General features: G+C 44.7%; 21 protein-coding genes and 1 other RNA gene. 21 read left to right on the forward strand and 1 reads right to left on the reverse strand.

From position 1 onward, the window contains the following. The first annotated feature begins 232 nt into the window (after window positions 1-232). The 21 genes from floA (at window position 233) to QFZ78_RS37310 (ending at window position 19,182) form a co-directional block, all read left to right on the forward strand. Window positions 233-1,222 (forward strand): flotillin-like protein FloA, encoded by a 990-nt coding sequence (floA, locus tag QFZ78_RS37210; protein ID WP_307555039.1) that lies wholly within the window; start codon window positions 233-235, stop codon window positions 1,220-1,222. A gap of 21 nt (window positions 1,223-1,243) precedes the next feature. Continuing rightward, the gene (locus tag QFZ78_RS37215) at window positions 1,244-1,705 is read left to right on the forward strand and encodes a hypothetical protein (protein ID WP_307555041.1); all 462 of its coding nucleotides are present in this window, start codon (window positions 1,244-1,246) and stop codon (window positions 1,703-1,705) included. Between the two features lie 154 nt (window positions 1,706-1,859). Then, window positions 1,860-2,138, forward strand: coding sequence for a sporulation protein YqfC (gene yqfC / locus QFZ78_RS37220; RefSeq protein ID WP_047672305.1), 279 nt, complete (start codon window positions 1,860-1,862; stop codon window positions 2,136-2,138). A 34-nt stretch (window positions 2,139-2,172) separates the two neighbouring features. Beyond that, entirely contained in the window at window positions 2,173-3,366 is a 1,194-nt protein-coding gene (gene yqfD / locus QFZ78_RS37225; protein ID WP_307555043.1) for a sporulation protein YqfD, read from the forward strand. A 6-nt stretch (window positions 3,367-3,372) separates the two neighbouring features. Then, the gene (locus tag QFZ78_RS37230) at window positions 3,373-4,338 is read left to right on the forward strand and encodes a PhoH family protein (protein WP_307555045.1); all 966 of its coding nucleotides are present in this window, start codon (window positions 3,373-3,375) and stop codon (window positions 4,336-4,338) included. Window positions 4,339-4,375: 37 nt separating this feature from the next. Next, a complete protein-coding gene (locus QFZ78_RS37235; RefSeq protein ID WP_483874839.1) occupies window positions 4,376-6,607 on the forward strand; it encodes an HD family phosphohydrolase in 2,232 nt (743 codons plus the stop codon). Window positions 6,608-6,649: 42 nt separating this feature from the next. Continuing rightward, on the forward strand, window positions 6,650-7,177 hold the full coding sequence (gene ybeY / locus QFZ78_RS37240; protein ID WP_307556099.1) for an rRNA maturation RNase YbeY: 528 nt from the start codon (window positions 6,650-6,652) through the stop codon (window positions 7,175-7,177). Then, entirely contained in the window at window positions 7,177-7,881 is a 705-nt protein-coding gene (locus QFZ78_RS37245) for a diacylglycerol kinase (protein ID WP_307555047.1), read from the forward strand. Before ybeY ends, QFZ78_RS37245 begins: the two co-directional genes overlap by 1 nt. 32 nt (window positions 7,882-7,913) lie before the next feature. After that, the gene (gene cdd / locus QFZ78_RS37250) at window positions 7,914-8,327 is read left to right on the forward strand and encodes a cytidine deaminase (protein WP_307555049.1); all 414 of its coding nucleotides are present in this window, start codon (window positions 7,914-7,916) and stop codon (window positions 8,325-8,327) included. A 6-nt stretch (window positions 8,328-8,333) separates the two neighbouring features. After that, window positions 8,334-9,233, forward strand: a complete 900-nt coding sequence (gene era / locus QFZ78_RS37255; protein WP_307555051.1) for a GTPase Era — start codon at window positions 8,334-8,336, stop codon at window positions 9,231-9,233. Between the two features lie 97 nt (window positions 9,234-9,330). Further along, window positions 9,331-9,483 (forward strand): YqzL family protein, encoded by a 153-nt coding sequence (locus tag QFZ78_RS37260; protein ID WP_082562144.1) that lies wholly within the window; start codon window positions 9,331-9,333, stop codon window positions 9,481-9,483. A 53-nt stretch (window positions 9,484-9,536) separates the two neighbouring features. Continuing rightward, a complete protein-coding gene (gene recO, locus QFZ78_RS37265; protein WP_307555053.1) occupies window positions 9,537-10,286 on the forward strand; it encodes a DNA repair protein RecO in 750 nt (249 codons plus the stop codon). Between the two features lie 177 nt (window positions 10,287-10,463). Further along, entirely contained in the window at window positions 10,464-11,279 is an 816-nt protein-coding gene (locus QFZ78_RS37270; RefSeq protein ID WP_307555055.1) for a pyruvate, water dikinase regulatory protein, read from the forward strand. Window positions 11,280-11,370: 91 nt separating this feature from the next. Next, complete coding sequence (locus tag QFZ78_RS37275; protein WP_057303088.1) at window positions 11,371-11,835, forward strand: YaiI/YqxD family protein; 465 nt, start codon at window positions 11,371-11,373, stop codon at window positions 11,833-11,835. Window positions 11,836-11,884: 49 nt separating this feature from the next. After that, the gene (gene dnaG, locus QFZ78_RS37280) at window positions 11,885-13,732 is read left to right on the forward strand and encodes a DNA primase (RefSeq protein WP_307555056.1); all 1,848 of its coding nucleotides are present in this window, start codon (window positions 11,885-11,887) and stop codon (window positions 13,730-13,732) included. 37 nt (window positions 13,733-13,769) lie between these two features. After that, entirely contained in the window at window positions 13,770-14,885 is a 1,116-nt protein-coding gene (gene rpoD, locus QFZ78_RS37285) for an RNA polymerase sigma factor RpoD (RefSeq protein WP_028558036.1), read from the forward strand. Window positions 14,886-14,999: 114 nt separating this feature from the next. Further along, complete coding sequence (locus QFZ78_RS37290; protein WP_307555057.1) at window positions 15,000-15,830, forward strand: hypothetical protein; 831 nt, start codon at window positions 15,000-15,002, stop codon at window positions 15,828-15,830. Window positions 15,831-15,833: 3 nt separating this feature from the next. Continuing rightward, window positions 15,834-16,598 carry a tRNA (adenine(22)-N(1))-methyltransferase gene (locus QFZ78_RS37295; RefSeq protein WP_307555058.1) on the forward strand — a complete coding sequence of 255 codons (765 nt, stop codon included), beginning with the start codon at window positions 15,834-15,836 and terminating at the stop codon, window positions 16,596-16,598. After that, complete coding sequence (locus tag QFZ78_RS37300) at window positions 16,574-17,683, forward strand: Nif3-like dinuclear metal center hexameric protein (protein WP_307555059.1); 1,110 nt, start codon at window positions 16,574-16,576, stop codon at window positions 17,681-17,683. Before QFZ78_RS37295 ends, QFZ78_RS37300 begins: the two co-directional genes overlap by 25 nt. A 134-nt stretch (window positions 17,684-17,817) precedes the next feature. Beyond that, window positions 17,818-18,235, forward strand: an RNA gene (rnpB, locus tag QFZ78_RS37305) — RNase P RNA component class A. A gap of 491 nt (window positions 18,236-18,726) precedes the next feature. Next, window positions 18,727-19,182, forward strand: a complete 456-nt coding sequence (locus QFZ78_RS37310) for a MarR family winged helix-turn-helix transcriptional regulator (RefSeq protein ID WP_307555060.1) — start codon at window positions 18,727-18,729, stop codon at window positions 19,180-19,182. 82 nt (window positions 19,183-19,264) lie between these two features. On the opposite strand, the gene QFZ78_RS37315 is transcribed toward QFZ78_RS37310, so the two are convergent. Then, the gene (locus QFZ78_RS37315; protein ID WP_307555062.1) at window positions 19,265-21,172 is read right to left on the reverse strand and encodes a S8 family peptidase; all 1,908 of its coding nucleotides are present in this window, start codon (window positions 21,170-21,172) and stop codon (window positions 19,265-19,267) included. Between the last annotated feature and the right edge of the window lie 5 nt (window positions 21,173-21,177).

Raw genomic sequence — 21,177 nt, forward strand, 5'->3', positions numbered from 1 at the left:
GCGGAGAGACTTTGAGATGTACTCAAAGATCCCAAAGCGGAGAGACTTTGAGCTACGCTCAAAGATCCCAAAGCGGAGAGACTTTGAGCTGTACTCAAAGATCCCAAAGCGGAGAGACTTTGAGATGTACTCAAAGATCCCAAAGCGGAGAGACTTTGAGATGTACTCAAAGATCCCAAAGCGGAGAGACTTTGAGCTACGCTCAAAGATCCCTATATTAGGAGGAACATAAATGAATATAGAATCTGGTTTATATTTGCTGATTGTTGCGGCCATCATTATTATTGCGCTTTCGGTATTGCTGAGCGTTGTGCCTGTCATGCTTTGGATTTCAGCACTTGCTTCCGGTGTAAGAATTAGCATTATTACTTTAATTGCTATGAGGCTTCGCCGCGTGACCCCAAGTAGGATCGTCAATCCGATGATTAAGGCTACGAAAGCGGGTATTGATTTAAGTGTCAATCAGCTAGAAAGCCACTTTCTTGCAGGCGGTAATGTTGATCGGGTTGTCAATGCTTTAATTGCCGCTCACCGCGCGAAGATTCACTTGGAGTTTGAACGTGCAGCAGCTATCGATCTCGCAGGGCGGGATGTCTTGTTAGCCGTTCAAATGAGTGTAAATCCACGTGTCATTGAAACACCTAATGTATCAGCAGTGGCGAAGAACGGCATTGAAGTAAAGGTTATTGCCAGGGTTACGGTTCGAGCCAACATTGACCGGCTTGTAGGGGGTGCGGGCGAGGAAACGATTATCGCTCGTGTAGGTGAGGGGATTGTAACTACAGTTGGTTCCAGTGACTCTCACAAAGATGTCTTAGAGAATCCGGATTTGATTTCTCGAACGGTTCTGGGTAAAGGGTTAGATGCCGGAACAGCTTTTGAAATATTATCGATTGATATCGCTGATGTGGATGTAGGTAAAAATATTGGTGCTCATTTACAAACGGAACAGGCAGAAGCTGATAAGCGAATCGCTCAGGCTAAAGCTGAGGAAAGACGTGCGATGGCTGTTGCTGCCGAACAAGAAATGAAAGCCAGAGTTGTAGAGATGCGTGCGAAGGTTGTCGAATCGGAGTCGCAGGTGCCGCTTGCGATGGCTGAAGCACTTCGAAATGGCAAACTAGGTGTTATGGACTATATGAATCTTAAAAATATTGATGCAGATACACAAATGCGTTCTTCGCTTGGCAAAATAAATGATGGTAAGAGTGAGAAAGAATAGTAGTCTTGAAGAGGTGATCAGGTGGAACAGCTCATTGAAATTTTATTGAAGAACTGGTATCTGGTTATAATTGCATTCGCCTTTTTTTATCAAATTCGAAGTAAGGGCCGGCGAGCGAATCAGGAAACGAAGGGGAGACCGGGAATGCCACCCTTTGGTGATGCTCCCAATGGCGCTACGCGACCAGTAGAAGCGAAGAAATCAAGCCAGAAGGGATTTGGATCGACCCTGCAATCCGGACGCGTGCAAGACGAGTATGGTCGTTCTAACGCAGCTAAGGTGGTTTCGACTATATCCAATCAAAAGGCTTCTCCATTCGGCTCATCTACACAGATTATAAATGAAAGCTCACCTGTTTACGCAGATGCGTTCTCTACGCCGAGTCCTTTTCCTGAACAACCGAGCCAAGAACAGCTCTTGCAAGGTATCATGTGGGCAGAAATTCTCGGCCCGCCTAGGTCGAAGAAGCCTTATCGCAAATAAAAGTATGTAAGAACGCCCTCTCGATGGATCGAGAGGGCGTTCTTTGCTTTACAGGTTTTTCACATAAAACTGGCTCTCTCCGCATAATTTGGTAGAAAGTCTCTGCGCTTTTTCTGTATACATGATCATCTAGTTAGAGGGGGTACTCCCAGCTATGCGTCGCTTGACCCGCAAATGGAACCAGTTCACGGCCAAAATCCTTGATCTTCCTCAGGATGTGGTACAGGACTTGCCGCGAATTACGATGATCGGCAACGTACAGCTTTATGTAGAGAATCATCGGGGTGTACTTCATTTTTCAAGTGAAAACTTGAAGCTCGAATTAACGAAGGGGACGCTAGAGGTGTTCGGGAAGCAATTAGTCATTCGAGCTATTCTTTCAGAAGAAGTGTTTATTGAAGGCTTGATCGATAATGTGAAATATGAACCATAGATGAGAGTATGGACTGAGAACAGGAGGCTGAGTCATGAAACAATCCCTTTTCATTGCTCGATTGCGAGGGTATGTGCGCATTCAAATACGAGGTGAAGGCTGTGAAAGATTAATTAATCCCATGTTGGAGAAGGGTTTTTCCATATGGGATATTCAAGCTGGAGATGCGGGGAAGCTTGAACTTTATATCCTGATCAAAGACTTTTTCAGACTTAGACCGCTGTTGAAACGGACAGGCTGCAGGGTGCATGTTACGGAAAGGCACGGGCTGCCTTTTTTTATGGGCAGACTGGGCCGTAGAAAAGTTTTTTTTACAGGAATGGCTTCTTTCATCATAGGTCTTTATTTATTGACTTCGCTCGTATGGCAAGTTAGTGTGGAAGGGAATGATCGTATCTCTGAGTCGGAAATTTTGCAAGCTGCTTCCAAACAGGGCATACATACGTTTCAATGGAAGTTTAAGTTGAAGAAAACAGAGGATTTATCGCGCGAAATTCAAGGAATGCTGCCCCATGCGGCTTGGGTTGGTGTCGAAATTCGCGGTACCCATATCACGATCAAGGTTGTCGAAGCAACCATTCCAGACAAGGGACCGCCTTTGAATCCTCGTAATTTGATTGCTGCCAAAAACGCGCTTGTTACTGAGATTTTATCAGATAAAGGCAAACCCATGGTGAAGCCGAATACATATGTGCGAAAAGGGGACGTGCTGATCTCGGGAACCATCGGCGATGAACAAAATAGCCAAGTGGTGGTTGCAAGTGGTAAAGTAAAGGGCATCGTTTGGTATACCTCCCGAATCGAAACTCCCCTTACAAAAACATATAGGGTATATTCAGGTGAAGTTATGACTCGCAACTACCTTGTTTTTGGGACAAGAGCAGTGCAAGTAAGTGGTTATGGTAAGCAGAAATTCGAACATTTCGAAACGATTCCAGAGCGTAAAACGCTGGTTTGGCGGTCTTATTCACTTCCCCTCGGTTGGCTTCATGAAAAGGTGATGGAGGTTCAGATTGTTGAGGAACCTATTGATCCGGCGAATGCTAAAAAGGCTGGTTTAGAGCAGGCTAAAGCTAAATTACTTGGAGCCGAAGGAGCAGATGCTAGAATTGTCGGCGAAAAAATTTTGCATGAAAAAACAGAGAATGGTAAAATTTATATAGACGTGCATTTTGAAGTCGAAGAAAATATCGCCGAAGAACAACCAATTGTGATACGAGGAGAATGAGGCCTGTTGGTAGAATACGCGCAATCTGTGAAAATAACATTGAAAAATCCGGTTGAAGGACTAGCCTTGTTCGGACCGCAGGATAAATTTCTGCATGTCATCGAACGGGAGATTCCCGCACAAATCTATACGCGTGAAGCCGAAATAACGATACAAGGGGCTGCTGCGGAAGTGAACTCACTTCAGCAGCTTTTTGAGGTTCTTTTACAGCTCATCCGTAATAATTATACGTTGACAGAACGGGATGTTTTGTATGCGGTTGAACTTGCGAAGCAGATGAAAACGGAACAATTGCTTGATTTGTTCAAAGGTGAAATTACTACAACACATCGGGGTAAACCTATTCGGGTCAAAACGATCGGACAACGGAAGTATGTCGAGACGATCAAGAAAAAAGATATCGTCTTCGGAATTGGACCCGCAGGTACAGGTAAAACCTATTTGGCTGTTGTACTTGCCGTGACGAGACTTAAAGAAGGGGCTGTCAAAAGGATTGTATTAACACGCCCTGCTGTTGAGGCTGGGGAAAGTCTGGGCTTTCTGCCGGGGGACTTGCAGGAAAAAGTTGACCCCTATTTACGCCCATTGTATGATGCTCTTAATGATGTCCTTGGACCTGATCAGGTAGCCAAGTCATTAGAACGAGGACTTATCGAGATTGCGCCACTGGCTTATATGCGCGGTAGAACGTTAGATGATTCTTTCATCATTCTGGATGAGGCGCAAAATACAACGCCTGAACAAATGAAAATGTTTCTGACAAGACTTGGTTTCGGTTCCAAAATGGTGATTACCGGGGACGTTACTCAAATTGATTTACCGCGTGGTAAATCGTCCGGTCTCGTAGAAGCTAACCGTATTCTCAGTGATATCGAGGAACTTGGCTTTATTTATTTTGATGAGCAGGATGTGGTTCGACATTCACTTGTTCAGAAAATCATTGTTGCGTACAATGCTGAAAATGATAAGTAACTGAGCAGGGTTGTTAGGTAGAGAGGAATGACCTTCCGTGAAGAAAAATGAAGTGCAAATGAAAGGCAAATTTCATTACCAGCTGAACGGATGGAAATACAGTACAGGTATACGGGTACTGTTGTTTCTCTTGCTGGCTTTAATTTTTTATATGTCCCTTTATGCCAAGCTTGTGCCGCAAGTCTATGACATAGTGTTAGGAACGACCAGTGAAAAAACGATTTATGCACCTAGACAGATTGAAAACGCAATTGCTACTGAACAAGCGAAAGAAGACGCTGCCAAGCGCGTCCAACCCGTTTATCGAATTGTGAATCTCAAAAATGATACGCTGATTGATGTTATTTATGATAAATTGTTGCAAATCAATGCGGATGAAGAAGTGAAATTCGATGACAAAGTCAGCATTTATCGTCGGGCTATTCCACAGCTAATCAGCGATATGCAAAATCAATCTATTAAGTCACTTCGTATCAGCGGTCAATATAACGATTTGCTGCTTGAACAGATCCAGCAGGGGCTTGCCGAACAGCACTACCCGCTGCCGGAGGAAACTTTTTTTAAGCTTCCGAGGTTGACCAAAGATGATTTAGCGGCTATGCGTCCTGTGACGAAAGACATCATTAGCAAATTGATGAATGATCAAATCTTGGATGCGCAGACGGCCCGAGCTAAAGTTGCTGAGCTTGTAAATACATCGAATCTGACGAAGAACACGTCCCGTGAAATGGTTACCGAAATCGCCAGAGCGCTAATAACGCCAAATAAATTTTTTGATCAAAAGGGCACCGATGATGCTAAAGGACAAGCCAGAGAGAGCGTGAAACCAGTTTATATCAATAAGAATGATGTTCTCGTTAAAGTCGGGGATGTCATAACGGAAGAGATATACGCTAGGCTGGATAAACTAGAGCTTTTGAAGGATAAAGCGAACTATTTGCCGCAATTAGGGCTCAGTATTCTTTCGGCTCTTTTGTCATTCGCCATTTATATGTTTGTCCGACAAAGCACGTTGCCGATCAAGTACAATAATTCTCAGCTCGTGATGCTCATTCTTATATTTCTTATCAATGTCATGGGAATGAAAATGATCTCTCTTGTGCAAAATCTAGATTATCCTTATATTGGTTATCTGGCTCCGACCGCGTTAGGAAGCATCCTGATTGCCATTTTACTGGATGCTCCGCTCGCGTTTATTGCATCGGTCTTATTCTCCTTAATGGCAAGTATTATCTTTAATACGGAGCATGTGTTGCTTTTTGACTACCGGTACGGCTTAGTTAGCTTGGCTATTTGTTTTAGTGCAGTGTTTACGATTCAAAGGGCAAGCCAACGGGCTACCATTCTAAAAGCTGGTCTCATGATTGCCTTCTTCTCCATGCTAACGATTACTTCGATGTTGTTGATGGAAGATCATTTTCAGCAGAGAGAAGCCCTTCTGTCGCTTTCTTTCGCGGCTGCAGGCGGATTATTAACGGTTGTGTTCGTAATTGGGCTGCTGCCCTTTTTCGAGGTCGCATTCGGGATTCTATCTCCGCTCAAATTGGTGGAGCTCTCTAATCCGAATCATCCTTTACTGCGCAAGCTGCTTACGGAGACACCGGGGACTTATCATCACAGTGTCATGGTGGGTAATTTGTCGGAGGCTGCAGCTGAATCCATCGGAGCTGACGGGCTGCTGTGCCGAGTTGGTTCTTATTATCATGATATTGGCAAGACAAAGCGTCCAAGCTACTTTATAGAAAATCAAACGAACATTGAGAATCCGCATGATCGAATTGATCCCAATCTAAGTAAGTCCATCATCATAGCACACCCTCGTGATGGCGTTGAAATGCTTAAGGATTTCAAAATGCCTAAGCCGATACGAGACATTGCTGAACAACATCATGGGACGACACTGCTGCACTTTTTCTATCATAAAGCGGTGAAACAAGCTGAAGAAGAAGGCAGTGAGAAAGAAATCCGCGAAGAGGATTTTCGTTACCCAGGGCCCAAAGCGCAATCCAAAGAAGCAGCCATTGTGGGGATAGCGGATAGCGTGGAGGCAGCTGTTCGATCACTGCGTAATCCGACGCTTGAACAAATCGATTCAATGGTGCACAAAATTATTAAGTCTCGTTTGGACGACGGCCAATTTAATGAGTGTGATCTCACGCTCAAAGAGCTCGATAAGATTGCCAAAACATTAAACGAAACCTTGCTAGGAATCTTTCACGCAAGGATCGAATATCCAAGTGAGCTAGCTCCAAAGAAATCAGGGGCTTGATGATATCAACGACGAATTAAAGGAGGGCACATAATGGCAAGTATGGATTTAACGCTAGAGTGGAGCAGTGAGCAAGAAGTGAAAGAAATCACGCCTGCTTTTATTGAAAAGCTTGAAGATCTGCTGCGCTTAGCAGGCGAGCTTGAAGGCGTTACGGAGGGGGAAGTTGCCCTTACCTTCGTAGACGATGAAGCGATTCAAGAGCTTAATAAACAGTACCGTGATTTAGATAAACCGACCGATGTGCTCTCTTTTGCGATGAGCGAGTTCGGAGAGGATGAAATTCGGATCAACTACGAGGATGAGGGTGAAGGCGACCCAGATGATCTTCAAGACGGTGAGACGGTTTCTGAAGGGTTCATTGAGCCTTTAGGGGATATTATCATTTCGGTTCCCCGTGCCATCGCTCAGGCCGAGGATTATGGGCATTCCGTTGAGCGTGAGCTCGGATTTCTATTCGTTCATGGGTTCCTACACTTGATCGGCTATGATCACCAAAGTGAAGAGGAAGAGAAGATTATGTTCGCTAAGCAGGAGGACATTTTGCAGAAGGCAGGTTTGACCCGCTAATGTCGGACGGCTTCCGTAAATGGCGCAGGAGCTTCCGGTATGCCTATGAAGGAATCAAATATGCTTTAGATACGCAGCGCAATATGAAATTCCATTTTTGCGTTGCTTTTCTTGTTTTGTTGGCAGCGCTTTTAATCCATCTGCCCAAAACGGACATTCTGTTTATTCTGCTGGCGGTAACGCTAATGATTGTAACTGAGCTCATCAATACGGCTGTGGAGAAAACCGTGGATCTGGCTATGCCTGATCGCCATCCGTTAGCCAAAATTGCGAAGGACGTCGCCGCGGCGTCCGTATTGGTGTCCGCAGGTTTTGCAGTGATTGTTGGCATGATTGTATTCTATGAGCCTATCGATCTCTTGCTGCGAAATTCAAGAATGCAGGATACTCCGGTATCCGCGGGAACGATATGGGTCCTTATTGCCCTTGTTGTATTAACGGTCATCGTAATTGAGACACGTTTCTCAGATAAAGGAAAATTGGTGCGACCTAGCTTGTTGACGGCTATTGCCTTTGCAATTGCTACTGTCATTACGATTTTCGTCTCGCAAACGATAGTTGCACTGCTTGCATACACGCTATCTGTACTTATTTTTATTATGCTGTATGACAAAAGGAAGAGACCATTTCCAGCACTAATTCTAGGAGCACTCATTGGCATCATGGTCACAATCCTCGCTTTATCCTGCCTTAACATGCTATAACGGTAATATAAAATGAAAGTAGGTTGATGGTTATGAATCAACAAGAACTCATTCAACACGCGAAAGAAGCCATGAAAAGAGCCTATGTGCCTTATTCGAATTTTCAAGTTGGTGCGGCGCTTCTGGATGCAAACGGTGATATACACTATGGCTGCAACGTAGAAAATGCCGCATACGGACCGACCAACTGCGCTGAACGAACCGCGTTATTCCGTGCCATCGCGGATGGTCATAAGGCAGGTTCCTTTCAAGCTATTGCGGTTATGGGGGACACAGAAGGTCCTATTTCTCCATGTGGTGTGTGCCGTCAGGTATTAGTGGAACTGTGTGAACCGGATATGCCAGTTTACCTAGGCAATCTGAAAGGTGATGTTGCAGAAACGACCGTGTCTGCCTTATTACCGGGTGCTTTCACAACGAAAGATTTGCATATAAATGGAGGATAACTAGAAGTGGCTAAAAAAGAATTTAAATCAGGCTTTGTCGCTATCATCGGACGTCCGAACGTTGGGAAATCAACGCTGATGAACCAAATCATCGGGCAAAAAATTGCTATCATGTCAGATAAGCCTCAGACAACAAGAAACAAAATCCATGGGGTTTATACATCCAATAACGGCCAAATTGTTTTCCTGGATACGCCAGGTATTCATAAACCGACTTCCAAATTAGGCGATTACATGAGTAAAGTGGCGCATGGAACGCTTGGGGAAGTGGATGCGGTGCTGTTTTTGGTGGATGTTGCCGAAGGGATTGGCGGCGGTGACCGTTATATTATTGAGCAGCTGAAGCATGTTGAAACGCCTGTTATTCTGGTTTTAAACAAAATTGACCTTGTTCAGCCTGAAGCGCTGCTGGCGATTATTACAAACTACAAAGATTTGTATGACTTTGCTGAAATCGTGCCTGTTTCTGCTCTCAAGGGTAACAATGTAACAACACTGTTGGAACAAATTGTTCGTTATTTGCCGGAAGGTCCACAATATTATCCAGCCGACCAAATTACGGATCACCCCGAACAATTCGTATGTGCTGAACTCGTACGTGAGAAAATCTTGCATTTGACGCGGGAAGAAATTCCGCATTCCATTGCCGTCCAGATTGAAGACATGCGTGTCGAGCCCAATGGTGTAGTCCATATTTCAGCTGTCATATTTGTTGAACGAGATTCGCAAAAAGGTATCGTCATTGGCAAACAAGGAAGTTTACTCAAAGAAATTGGACGGCAGGCTCGTCGTGATATCGAGACGCTGCTTGGTTCCAAAACTTTCTTGGAGCTGTGGGTTAAAGTGAAAAAAGACTGGAGAAATCAAGACAGAGTTCTGCGTGATCTTGGCTTCCGCCACGACTAACAGGTTTTTTCCTAACAGTTCCAGTTTTTATCTCGTATAGAGAAGCTTCCTCTGCGCATCCTAATAAACATCACGTTCAATGGGGAGGATGCTGAACATGAAAGATTTTTCGTGGACGTATTTTTCAAAGACCGGTGATGTAGATGCCTATCTGCTGTATAAACAAGTTTCCGGAGAACCGGGTATGGACACTGATGTACAGGAAGAGGATCAAAGTAACGAAGAGCCGCTCGAAGGGCTGAATATGTAAAGTCATATTCATTGGCTCGTAAGTTTCAGAGCGGCATTCATGGGGGAAGTCATTTGCTGCGCAGCGTACAGGGGATTGTACTCCGTAGTATGGACTATGGAGAGGGAAACAAGATTATTAGTTTATTCACCCCCGAGCTAGGTAAAGTTGGTGTCATGGCTCGGGGTGCTAAAAAAGTGAAAAGTCGACATGCCGCCGTTACGCAGCTTTTTACGTACGGCGATTTTGTTTTTTTCAAACAAAAGGGTCAGATGGGGTCTCTGAATAGTGCGGAGATTATCGAAGCCCATCATGCTTTGCGAGAAGATTTACATATGTCTGCGCATGCTTCCTATTTGGTGGAGATGACAGACCGAATGCTTGGCGATGAAGAGGGCAGCACTTATATATTTGAGCAGCTGAAAGCTGGACTAATGGCTATTGAAGAGGGCAAGGACATGCAGATCGTCGTTCACCTCTACGAAATGAAGATGTTTGATCTAGCCGGTTATCTTCCTGTGACAAATGCTTGTGTTTCCTGTGGAGAAACTTCGGGGATTACGACCCTTAGCCCTGCAATGGGGGGGGCTTTATGTGCTCGCTGTCGATACAAAGATGCTGCGGCTATTCCAATCGGTGAAGGAGCGCTTAAGCTTCTGAAAATATTTCCTCGCATGGATATGCGCAGACTTGGTGCCGTTCAGGTAAAGGATGAAACGAAAGCGCAGTTGAAGACCTGTATGCGAGCTTATATGGATATTCACATTGGTATTCAGTGGAAATCCAGAGGCTTTATTGAACAAATGGAAAAATACAATATATAGTGATGATGACTAATTTGACATGTGATTTCGGCTTTGATATGATGTGGTGGAAAACACCTCGCCTTTGTGCTGTCCGCATATCGGTGAGGTTTTTCTCATGCTTTCGTTCTGTTTGCGTCTACTTTACATACAAATGACTAATGTAGGGCCTCGTCCCTGCTGAAAGGGGCTTAGGGAATGGACCACCCACTACCTACTCGCGTATACGTTGTTTCGGATTCAGTTGGGGAAACGGGGGAATCAGTCGTACGTGCAGCTGCGATGCAGTTTCATCCTGTACCCGTTGAAATTATGAGAGCTCCATTTATCCATGATTTTGAAGGAATAGATAAAGTCATTAATGCCATTAGAATACATGGCGGAATTGTCGTGTTTACTCTAGTTATACCGGAACTGCGAGATGATCTGATTGCCAAGGCGAAGGAGTACGATATCCCGCATATTGACTTGCTTGGGCCGGTTGTTGCTACCTTAGGGCAAGCATTACGGCAAGAGCCTCGCCGACAACCGGGAATGATTCATCCGCTCGATGAGGATTATTTCAAAAAAGTTGAAGCAGTTGAATTCGCGGTCAAATATGACGACGGTCGGGATTTTAGCGGCATACAAAAAGCAGACATCATCTTATTGGGCGTTTCTCGTACGTCCAAAACACCCTTATCTATGTACTTAGCGCACAAAAGATTTAAGGTCGCTAATGTTCCATTGGTACCTGAAATGCAGCCGCCTGCTGCCATTTATACCGTTCCAAAGGATAAGATCATTGGACTAAGGATCGACCCGGATAAATTGAACGTTATTCGCCAAGAACGGCTGCGTACACTTGGGCTTGCAGAAAATGCAACCTACGCAAATGTAGAACGTATTAAAATAGAACTGGCTTTTGCTGACAATATTATGAGCAAAATAGGTTGCGTCATCTTTGATGTTTCCAACCGTGCCGTTGAAGAGACTGCAAGTTTAATCATGGACCATATCGAAAGAGTCCAGTAAGGTTTTATGTTTACCCTTGCAGGATTTTTTGTAAGTCCATCGTATATAATAGTACGGTGAGATTTCGTCTAGAGAGCAGGGGCTGAACTGTATGCGAGCAAGAAGTATTATCGTTGATGCCGATGCTTGTCCAGTAAAATCCGAAATTGAGCAAGCAGGTAGGCAGTTTGGTGTACAAGTTGTACTAGTTGCTTCTTTCGATCATCGGATGAAGGAGAACCCTGGCGTGAAGGTCGTTCAAGTGGACCGTTCCGATCAATCTGTCGATTTATATATTGCCAATCAGATTCAGCAAGGTGATATTTTGGTGACACAAGATTTTGGACTCGCCGCCTTAGGATTGGCTAAGGGATCTATTTGCTTAACGAATCGAGGGCAGGAATATACCGATAGTTCGATTGATTTCCTGTTGGATCGTCGCCACGCATCGGCAAAAATGCGCAGAAGCGGAAAGCATTCGAAGGGGCCAAAACCATTTACGGAGGCAGATCGGCAAAATTTTCTACATGGTTTGACAAAACTTTTAAAATATTTGCAGGAAATCGAAAACAAGTAGCGAATAGTAATTAGTCGGAAAAGCGACCTGAATTGTAGGTGGAACAAAAATGAGGTACGGACGCATACCTGAAGAGGTCATTGAGGCTGTACTAAAGCGCCATGACATTGTTGATGTCATTGGTAGGCACGTACATTTGAGCAAGCAAGGGCATTATATGAAGGGGCTATGCCCATTCCACTCTGAGAAAAGTCCTTCATTCACTGTCACACCAGAAAAACAAATTTATCGTTGTTTTGGTTGTAATGTGGGTGGGAATTTGATTCGATTCGTAATGGAAATCGAAGGACTTAGCTTCTCTGAGGCCATTAGCAAGCTGGCTGAAGAAGCGGATATCCCAATCACTTGGGAAGAAGCGACAGAAGAGCAAAATGAGCAGCAGCAAGAGAAAGCAACTTTGTTAAAAGCTTATGATTTTACCGCGAAATTGTATCATTATATACTTGGCAACACGGAACAAGGCAAAGTGGCTAAAGGCTATTTGGCCTCAAGAGGAATATCGGATAAGCTGATCGATACCTTCCAAATTGGTTATGCACCGGCCATGTGGGACACACTCGTTCAACAGCTAGATAAACGAGAGTTCGACTTAGCCCAGATGGAGAAGGGCGGTTTAATCTCTGCCAAACATGAAGGTAACGGCTATGTGGATAAATTCCGGGAACGCATCATGTTCCCTATTTGCGACTCTACTGGCAAAGTTATCGCGTTCGGAGGCAGATCGATGGGCGATGCGCAGCCCAAATATTTAAATAGTCCGGAATCCATTCTTTTTAATAAAAGTCGGACGATGTACAACTTACATTTGGCTAGACCTAATATGCGTAAACTTCAACAAGCAGTTCTCTTTGAAGGCTATGTGGATGTTATTAAAGCATGGGAAGCGGGGATTAGTAATGGTGTCGCCACGATGGGGACAGCATTAACGAAGGAACATGCCGCTCTGCTGAACCGAAACGCCGACCAAATCGTCGTTTGTTACGACGGAGATAACGCGGGACAATCAGCGGCTTTCAAAAGCATCCCTATTCTAGAAGAGACAGGCAGTCGAGTCACGGTAGCTATGCTGCCAGACGGCAAGGATCCAGATGATTATGTAAGAAATTATGGTTTTGACCGATTCGTACGGGAAATTATTGAGCCAGCCGTGCCATCGATGAAATATAAGCTATTGTACATCCGTAAAAATTTTAAGTTGCATGAGGACGGTGACAGACTTCGTTATCTGCAATCCGCTGTCAAATTAATTAGTCATCTTCAATCTCCGATGGAACGTGAACATTATTTGAAACAGTTGGCTTCTGAATTCCCTGAATCTTCATATGAGGCGATGAAGTTAGACCTTCACGAAATCTTGCTGCAATCGGAAAAAAACCGACCAGAGGGGGATAATAAACCAATTCTGTGGAATAATGTTATGAATAATGGGAGAACAGTGGAACGAACACTCAAAAAATCACCTTCACTTTTACCCGCTTATCATAATGCAGAACGGTTAATATTGGCGGTAATGATGCATGACCGTGAGGTCTGCTCACTAGTGGAAGCACAATTAGGTGATCAATTCAATGTTGAAGCTCACGCAGTCTTAGCTGCTTATTTATATGCTTACTACGCTCAGAATGCTGAGCCGGATGCAAGCCGATACATTGCCATGCTGCAAGACGAACAGCTGGAGAGCTTGGCTAGTTCCATTGTAATGATGGGTGCTGGTCATGGAATTAACGAACAAGTGATTGACGACTATATTCGCCAAATTCGCAAAGTTCCAATGCAAGAAGAAGTTGAACGTAAGAAAGAAGAACGAGTTCGTGCTGAACGCGCGGGCGACCATCTTAGAGCTGCACAAATTGCTATTGAAATTATTGCCCTAGAAAAACGATTGAAGTCAACTTAGAATTACTGCAACGACTAGGGAGGAGGGAGTCCGTACCATGGCGAATGATCAGCGTACAGAACTAGAGACAGAATTGACCCTGGACCAGGTGAAGGACCAGCTTATTGAGCAGGGGAAAAAGCGGTCCTCACTAACTTACAAGGATATTATGGAGAAATTAGCTCCCTTTGATCAGGATCCTGAACAAATCGATGAGTTTTTCGAACAGCTTTCGGAGCAAGGGATCGACGTAGGGAACGAATCCGATGAGGATTCCATGAATCCAGAAGAAAATGAGCGCGATGAATTTAACTTCGATGATGATCTGGCCTTACCGCCAGGGATTAAGATTAATGATCCAGTTCGGATGTATTTGAAGGAAATTGGTCGAGTACCGCTTCTTTCCGCGGAAGATGAAGTAGGGTTAGCCAAACGGATTGAAAATGGGGACGAAGAAGCGAAGAGACGTTTAGCAGAAGCTAACCTAAGACTCGTTGTCAGTATCGCCAAAAGATATGTAGGTCGAGGCATGCTATTCCTAGATTTGATTCAAGAAGGTAATATGGGGCTTATTAAAGCTGTAGAAAAGTTTGACCATACCAAAGGATATAAGTTTAGTACGTATGCAACATGGTGGATTCGCCAGGCGATTACCCGTGCCATAGCTGACCAAGCGAGAACGATACGTATTCCGGTACATATGGTCGAAACGATTAATAAACTTATCCGTGTTTCCCGTCAATTGCTGCAAGAATTGGGGCGCGAACCTACGCCGGAAGAGATTGCCAAAGAGATGGATTTGAGCACAGATAAAGTACGCGAAATCATGAAGATTGCACAAGAGCCTGTGTCGTTAGAAACACCGATTGGTGAGGAAGACGATTCCCACTTGGGAGATTTCATTGAGGATCAAGAAGCGTTGGCTCCAGCTGATGCTGCCGCGTATGAGCTTCTGAAGGAACAACTTGAGGACGTTCTAGATACGTTGACGGAAAGAGAAGAGAATGTACTTCGCTTACGTTTTGGTTTAGATGATGGACGTACACGTACGCTTGAAGAAGTAGGTAAAGTATTCGGTGTTACACGGGAACGAATTCGTCAGATTGAAGCTAAAGCTTTGCGGAAATTGAGACACCCTAGCCGTAGCAAACGATTAAAGGATTTCTTGGAATAAAGACGCTGTGAGAGGGCCCTGCCAAATTCGGCGGGGTCTTTTTTCATTTTAAAACTACTACTAAAGCGAGAGGACGAATTCACCGATAAAGTAGCTAGGAAGGTGAGCGAATAAATGGATGCAGAGAAACGAAAAGTGATTGTAAGGGAAATCCATCATTGGCGCAGAAGCAAATTGCTTCCTGAGCATTATTGCGATTTCCTAATGAATTTGTATGTGGATGAATCAACGCCTAAACCTGCTTCATTAATGGGGGTATCCGCATCCTCGGTAGCAAACAGTAATTGGAAAATATGGTTGGCCATCATGGCGGTGATTGCCGCTTTGGCCTTATCTGCTCTTAATTTTAACTCTTTTGGATTGCCAATGCAAATTGGAATTTCCACGCTTTTTGTCATCATTTGTTATGCATTTGCATATCGGCAGTATCAGAAAGCACCTGTTATTTCTTATTTGCTTTGTGGTGTTTCTTCGATTGCTTTGCTTTTTGTCGGTTTGTATTTATTAGATTTATACACTGTGAGTTCTTCTAATGCATATGTTGGTTATTTAGCCTTTTGTAGTAGTGTCTGGCTGTTTAATGGGTTAGTTGGCCGTATGGCTATTTTTCAAATATGTGGATGGCTGGGGCTAGTCGGTACATACGGGTGGCTATTGCTGCACAAGCTGGACAGCCCCGGATGGTTCTCACTTGAAATTAGTTGGATTCCGGTTAGTATTGTACTTATATGGATGGCTTGGCTTGCGCATCATACGAATAAGCAAGCAGCTAGTGTCCTTTTATTAGTTGGAAGCATCGTTTGGTTTGCTCCTGAAGCAATGACGTTTCTGACAGATGTAGATATGAGTTCTCGCGTCATTCAATTATCGTTTACAGGCAAGTTAGTTTCTGCAGGCGTGGCATTATTTTTGCTGCGTAAAAAATGGGTAGAGTGGGTAATGTAGCATATGGTGAAATTATCGAAAAGACTTCAAATGATTGCAGATCGAGTTCCTTTAGGATCAAAGGTAGCGGACATTGGTTCGGATCATGCCCTATTGCCAACATATTTGGCACAACAGGGTATTATTTTGTTTGCTGTGGCTGGCGAAGTGAATCCAGGGCCTTTTGAAGCAGCAACACGGCAGATTCTTGAAAGCGGATTGTCCAAAAAAATCAGTGTAAGATCCGGTGATGGACTCGCTGTTATTGAGGCTGGAGAAGTGAATGTCATTACGATCGCCGGAATGGGCGGAAGTTTGATGGCGAGTATTTTGGAAGCTGGAAAGCATAAGCTGCAAGGCGTCACTCATCTCATTCTGCAGCCAAATGTCGGCGAAGATCATGTGCGGCGCTGGTTACTGCAGCAGAGCTGGAAGCTGGAATCCGAAACGATTCTAGAGGAAGACGGCAAGATTTATGAGATATTGACAGCCATAGCCGTGCCGGATGAGGAAAAACATACATTGGAGGTTCTTTACGCTGAACGTCAACTGCCAGGCGGTGTTAGGGTTTCGAAGGAACGCTTGCTTCAAATGGGGCCCTACTTCATCAGCGAGGCTCCAGAAGTATGGTTTGCCAAATGGGAGAGCGAACTGAAGAAGCTGGCCATGATTGAAGGGCAGCTCCAGTTGTCTTCAGCAGAAGCGTCTGCAGCGAAGGCGGAGCAGGTCGGTCAAGAAATGAAGGAAATAAAGGAGGTACTCGCTTGTTTGCAAAAGGTCAAACCGTAATCCAGCTGTTCGAACAGTTGGCGCCGAAGCATTATGCGATGCCTGATGATAAAATAGGTTTACAGCTAGGGTCTTTGCAGAAGGAAATCCAGAAGGTCCTTGTTGCCTTGGATGTCACAGATGAAGTGGTTGAAGAAGCGATTCAGCAAGGTGCTAATCTCATTATTGCTCATCATGCGATTATTTTCAGACCGCTCGCTCATCTGCAAACGGATACGCCTGCTGGTCGTTTATATGAAAAATTAATTAAGCACGATATCGCTGTCTATATTGCTCATACGAATTTGGATGTGGCTGAGGGCGGCGTGAACGATATGATGGCGGATAAGCTCGGTTTGACGGAGCTTACTCATCTAGAGGATATGCACACGGAGAAGCTACAAAAGCTGGTTGTTTTCGTCCCTGAGACGCATCACCAGGCTGTACTGGATGCCCTTTTCACCGCAGGAGCGGGTGGAATCGGGCAGTACAGCCACTGCAGCTTCAACATCCCCGGCACGGGGACGTTCCTGCCGCAGGAAGGGACGCACCCGTTTATCGGGGAAGTAGGCAAGTTTGAACGCGTACAGGAAGTACGCGTAGAGACCATCGTAACCGCCAGCGTCCAGCGCAAGGCGGTTCAGGCTCTATTGAAGGCCCACCCCTACGAAGAGGTGGCCTATGACCTCTACCCGATGGACCTCAAGGGTAGAGTGTTCGGTCTGGGCCGCGTCGGCAAGCTGCCCGCGGCTACGACACTTCGCGAGCTGACGGAGCTCGCGAAACAGGTGTTCGACGTGCCGGCAGTGCGCGTCGTTGGCGATTTGGAACGGCCCATCCGTAAGGTGGCCGTTCTGGGGGGCTCTGGCGGCCGCTACATGCGGCACGCCTTGTTCGCAGGCGCCGATGTGCTGGTCACCGGCGACATCGACTATCACACCGCGCATGATGCGCTTGCGGCGGGTTTAACTTTGATCGATGTTGGTCATAACGTCGAGAAGATCATGAAGCGCGGCGTGGCGGATTATCTCGCCGCGCAGTTGGTTAAGACGGAAACGCAGGTGCTTGCATCCGAAGTAGATACAGAACCATTCCAGTTCCTGTAGGGATGAGGGTTAGTTTGCTCGCGAAGGTGTTGCTTTTTAAGCCTTATTAACTTGCTGAGTTGCAAATGGTAATTAAGGAAACGAACAGCAGTTGTATTCCGAAGGCATTCCTAGTATACTAGCAAATGCATCGGAAAGTTTGACAGACAATCGCTGGCTGTGGGTAAGCCACAGCGAGAGGAAAGTCCGGGCTCCATAAGGCAGGGTGCTGGATAACGTCCAGTCAACGCGAGTTGAAGGATAGGGCCACAGAAATGGACCGCCGATGGTTTCCCGCAAGGGATTCACAGGCAAGGGTGGAACCGTGGTGTAAGAGACCACGAGGTTCTATGGTGACATAGATCCTGGTAAACCCCACTTGGAGCAAGACCTAGAGGAACGCAAGCCGCTTTCGAGGTGGCAGTCTTAGCCTGAGACGCGTTCGGGTTGGTCGCTTGAGCTGTACAGCAATGTATGGCCTAGATAGATGATTGTCACTTCAATGGTGGCAGGGGACAGACGCCCGCTATGACCACTGGAAGTACAGAACCCGGCTTACGGCAAACTTTCCATACTGTCGGTTACCCGCAAGGCTTAGGCCTTGCGGGTATTTAATTTTTCTAGAAGAAAATTTAAGAGCCTCCAGAAGCTTCTATTTCCACAAAAAAGTGGGTATAGAGGTGAAATAAGAGTCCTTAGAGACTCTTTTTTCATACTGAGATCAGCTTTTTAGATAATTTCATACGAGATAAGAGCCTTTAGAAGCTTCTATTTCCACAAAAGGTGGGTATTGAGTTGGAATAAGAGTCCCTAGAGACTCTTATTTAACTTTAGAAAAGAGTTCAAGCTTTACGAAGCGGCAAAGATATAGGTGATCTTTGAAACCATGCATACATGTACATCACTTATCGACTTGTACTTGCTTCAGAAAGTCCGATTTTTAGGTTTACTGGGATTAAATTTAAAGACCTTAGTTAAGTAGCTATAAATGTTTACCTAGTAAACATTTATTTGATAAACATTACTTAGTAAAATACTAATTTAACTTGAGGAGGTATCCACTCATGTCCGATTCCCCACAAAATTCTATATTTATCGTACAAGAATTAGCACGCACATTTGGTCAATTAGCAAGATCAAGCAGTAAAAGTAAATCGTTCAAAGGACTGCGTCAAAGTGAATTCACCTTGCTTACTACCGTCTCCTACTATACGAGTACTGATTCCTCTGGCATTAAGATTTCAGAGCTCAGCCGTGCCCTCGAAATGACACCAGCCGGAGCGACACATCTCGTGGATGCCCTTGAACAAGCTGGATACCTGGAGAGGCTCTCTGACCCCTCAGATCGTAGAATAGTCCTTGTACGTTCCACGCCAAAAGGTGAGGAGCAAATCAAGGAGACGGAGGCTCATTTCTTCGATGTATTCAAAGGGCTTGCGGAACATTTAGGTGATCAGGACACGAAGGAATTGATTCGACTTCTCAGAACGAGTCTTACTTTTCTAAAAGAAGAGAAATAATAGAACTTTCGTTTGTATCATTTTAGAGGATATTCACCAAAAAAAGGTTGATCAGCACAACAGGCTGATCAACCTTTAAACTCTAATAGGCATACTTTTTCGTAATGAGATGCATTTGACGAGATAGGCTTTGTGGGAAGTAAGAAACCTGATTTGAGTTCTCTTCGGCCATTTTTACAGCTTTCACGACATCAATTAATCCGAAACCGAAATATTTATCTCTACCTTTTGTACCAAGGTCTTGTGCGGTTTTTCTAATGATTTCGTAAACATCCGTGTTTTTCAAACTAGGATTCGCAGAACGAATTAAGGCTGCCAATGCGGTGACATGAGGGCTAGCCATCGATGTACCTGATAGCGCGGCATATTGATTGTTAGGATACGTACTTGCGATACTAACACCAGGAGCCGTTACGTCAATATAGTCGCCATAATTCGAAAAGGGTGCCTTGTTATTCTGGGAATCACTCGCGGCGACAGCGAACACTTCCGGATAAGCAGCTGGAAAGCCAGGTCTTTCTGTATTGTCGTTGCCGCTCGCCGCGATGAGTGCCACATCTTTATCATAGGCATATCGGACGGCGTCGTGTAGAAAGCTTGAATCCGCGTAATTGCCAAGGCTGAGATTCATAACTTTAGCGCCATGGTCCGCAGCCCAAATGATACCTTGTGCGACAGAATAGGTACTGCCTGCGCCAGTTTGGTCCAGAACTTTGACGGGTATTACTTTGTTATACCATGTCATACCAGCTACTCCCAGATTGTTGTTAACTAATGCAGAAATAACACCAGTGACATGAGTACCATGTCCAACATCATCCTGCGGGTTGTCATTATCACTAATGACATTATAGCCAGGCAAAAGTTGATTGCGCAAATCAGGGTGCTTCAAGTCAACACCTGTGTCGACAACGGCTACAATCACATCTTTTGTACCACGTGTTAATTGCCAGCCCTGAACAGTCTCGATAAGGGGCAGGTTCCATTGATATTTACTGAATAAATTATCATTAGGCATAAAATTAGCTGATATATCTGTCGGGGCCGTGGTGTCCGTATCGGTTTGACTGGAATCTTCTGCATCTTCTTTTTCTTGATCGTCATAATAATCATTGGTTAAGTAGAGGAAATGAGGCTCCACATAGGCTACATCCCATTTCTGGAAATAAGCCATTAATGCTTTGGCTTCCATGCCCTGCGTGCGGAATACATACGTATATCCAAGCTTTTGGGCCGAAATAGCTTTTATTTCGTTTTTGATTTGTGCAAGCTGAGCCTCCGTGGGATCCTGCTTGAAGCGAACCACAACTTCATTTTGCTGATAGTGGCTTGTCCCTTGATTATCCTCAGGATGGTCGACAACTTTATCTTGTAAAGTGTCCGTATCCACAGACTCGACTTTCCAACGATTTTCGTTTGGATAAGGTTCAAGACGCAAGTTTTTCAACTGGTGATCTGTTACTTGATAAAGAACATCCTGGTGAATAACACCTACCACAGAGCTGTCTCTATTGGTTGAAGGAGTGCCTTGAACAAAATAAGTTTGCTGCGCGGCGCCGAATTTAGGTGATTGATAATGTTTTCCTTCATCGACGGCTGTTTTAGCTTCCTTTAAATAGGTGGTGGCTTGTTCTTTATAAGAACTTGGGACTTCACCTACTGTAATTCCTTTTTCCAACGGTTGACTTTGCTTTGACCAAATAAGCACATCCATTTTTTCATGCTCAGTTTTCATTTCGCCAAGCACTTTTAACACAGGCTCTCCGCTTTCAATCTTGCTAATCATTTGTGAATAATCAATGGAACATTGGCTTCTACATAAATCATCTGTCAATTTCACGTCCTGCTCTAAGAGCGCGAGCTTGGATGTTGTTTCATACTTTGTACTGTACACTTCCGGTCCTGGTTTCGTCTGGGGGTTCTGTTGATCAGGAAATAGGATGACACCTAAACCAAGAATGAGAGAGATAGAAGTTAGATAACGCCACATGCTCA

The sequence above is a fragment of the Paenibacillus sp. V4I5 genome (assembly GCF_030817255.1).
Classification (GTDB): domain Bacteria; phylum Bacillota; class Bacilli; order Paenibacillales; family NBRC-103111; genus Paenibacillus_E.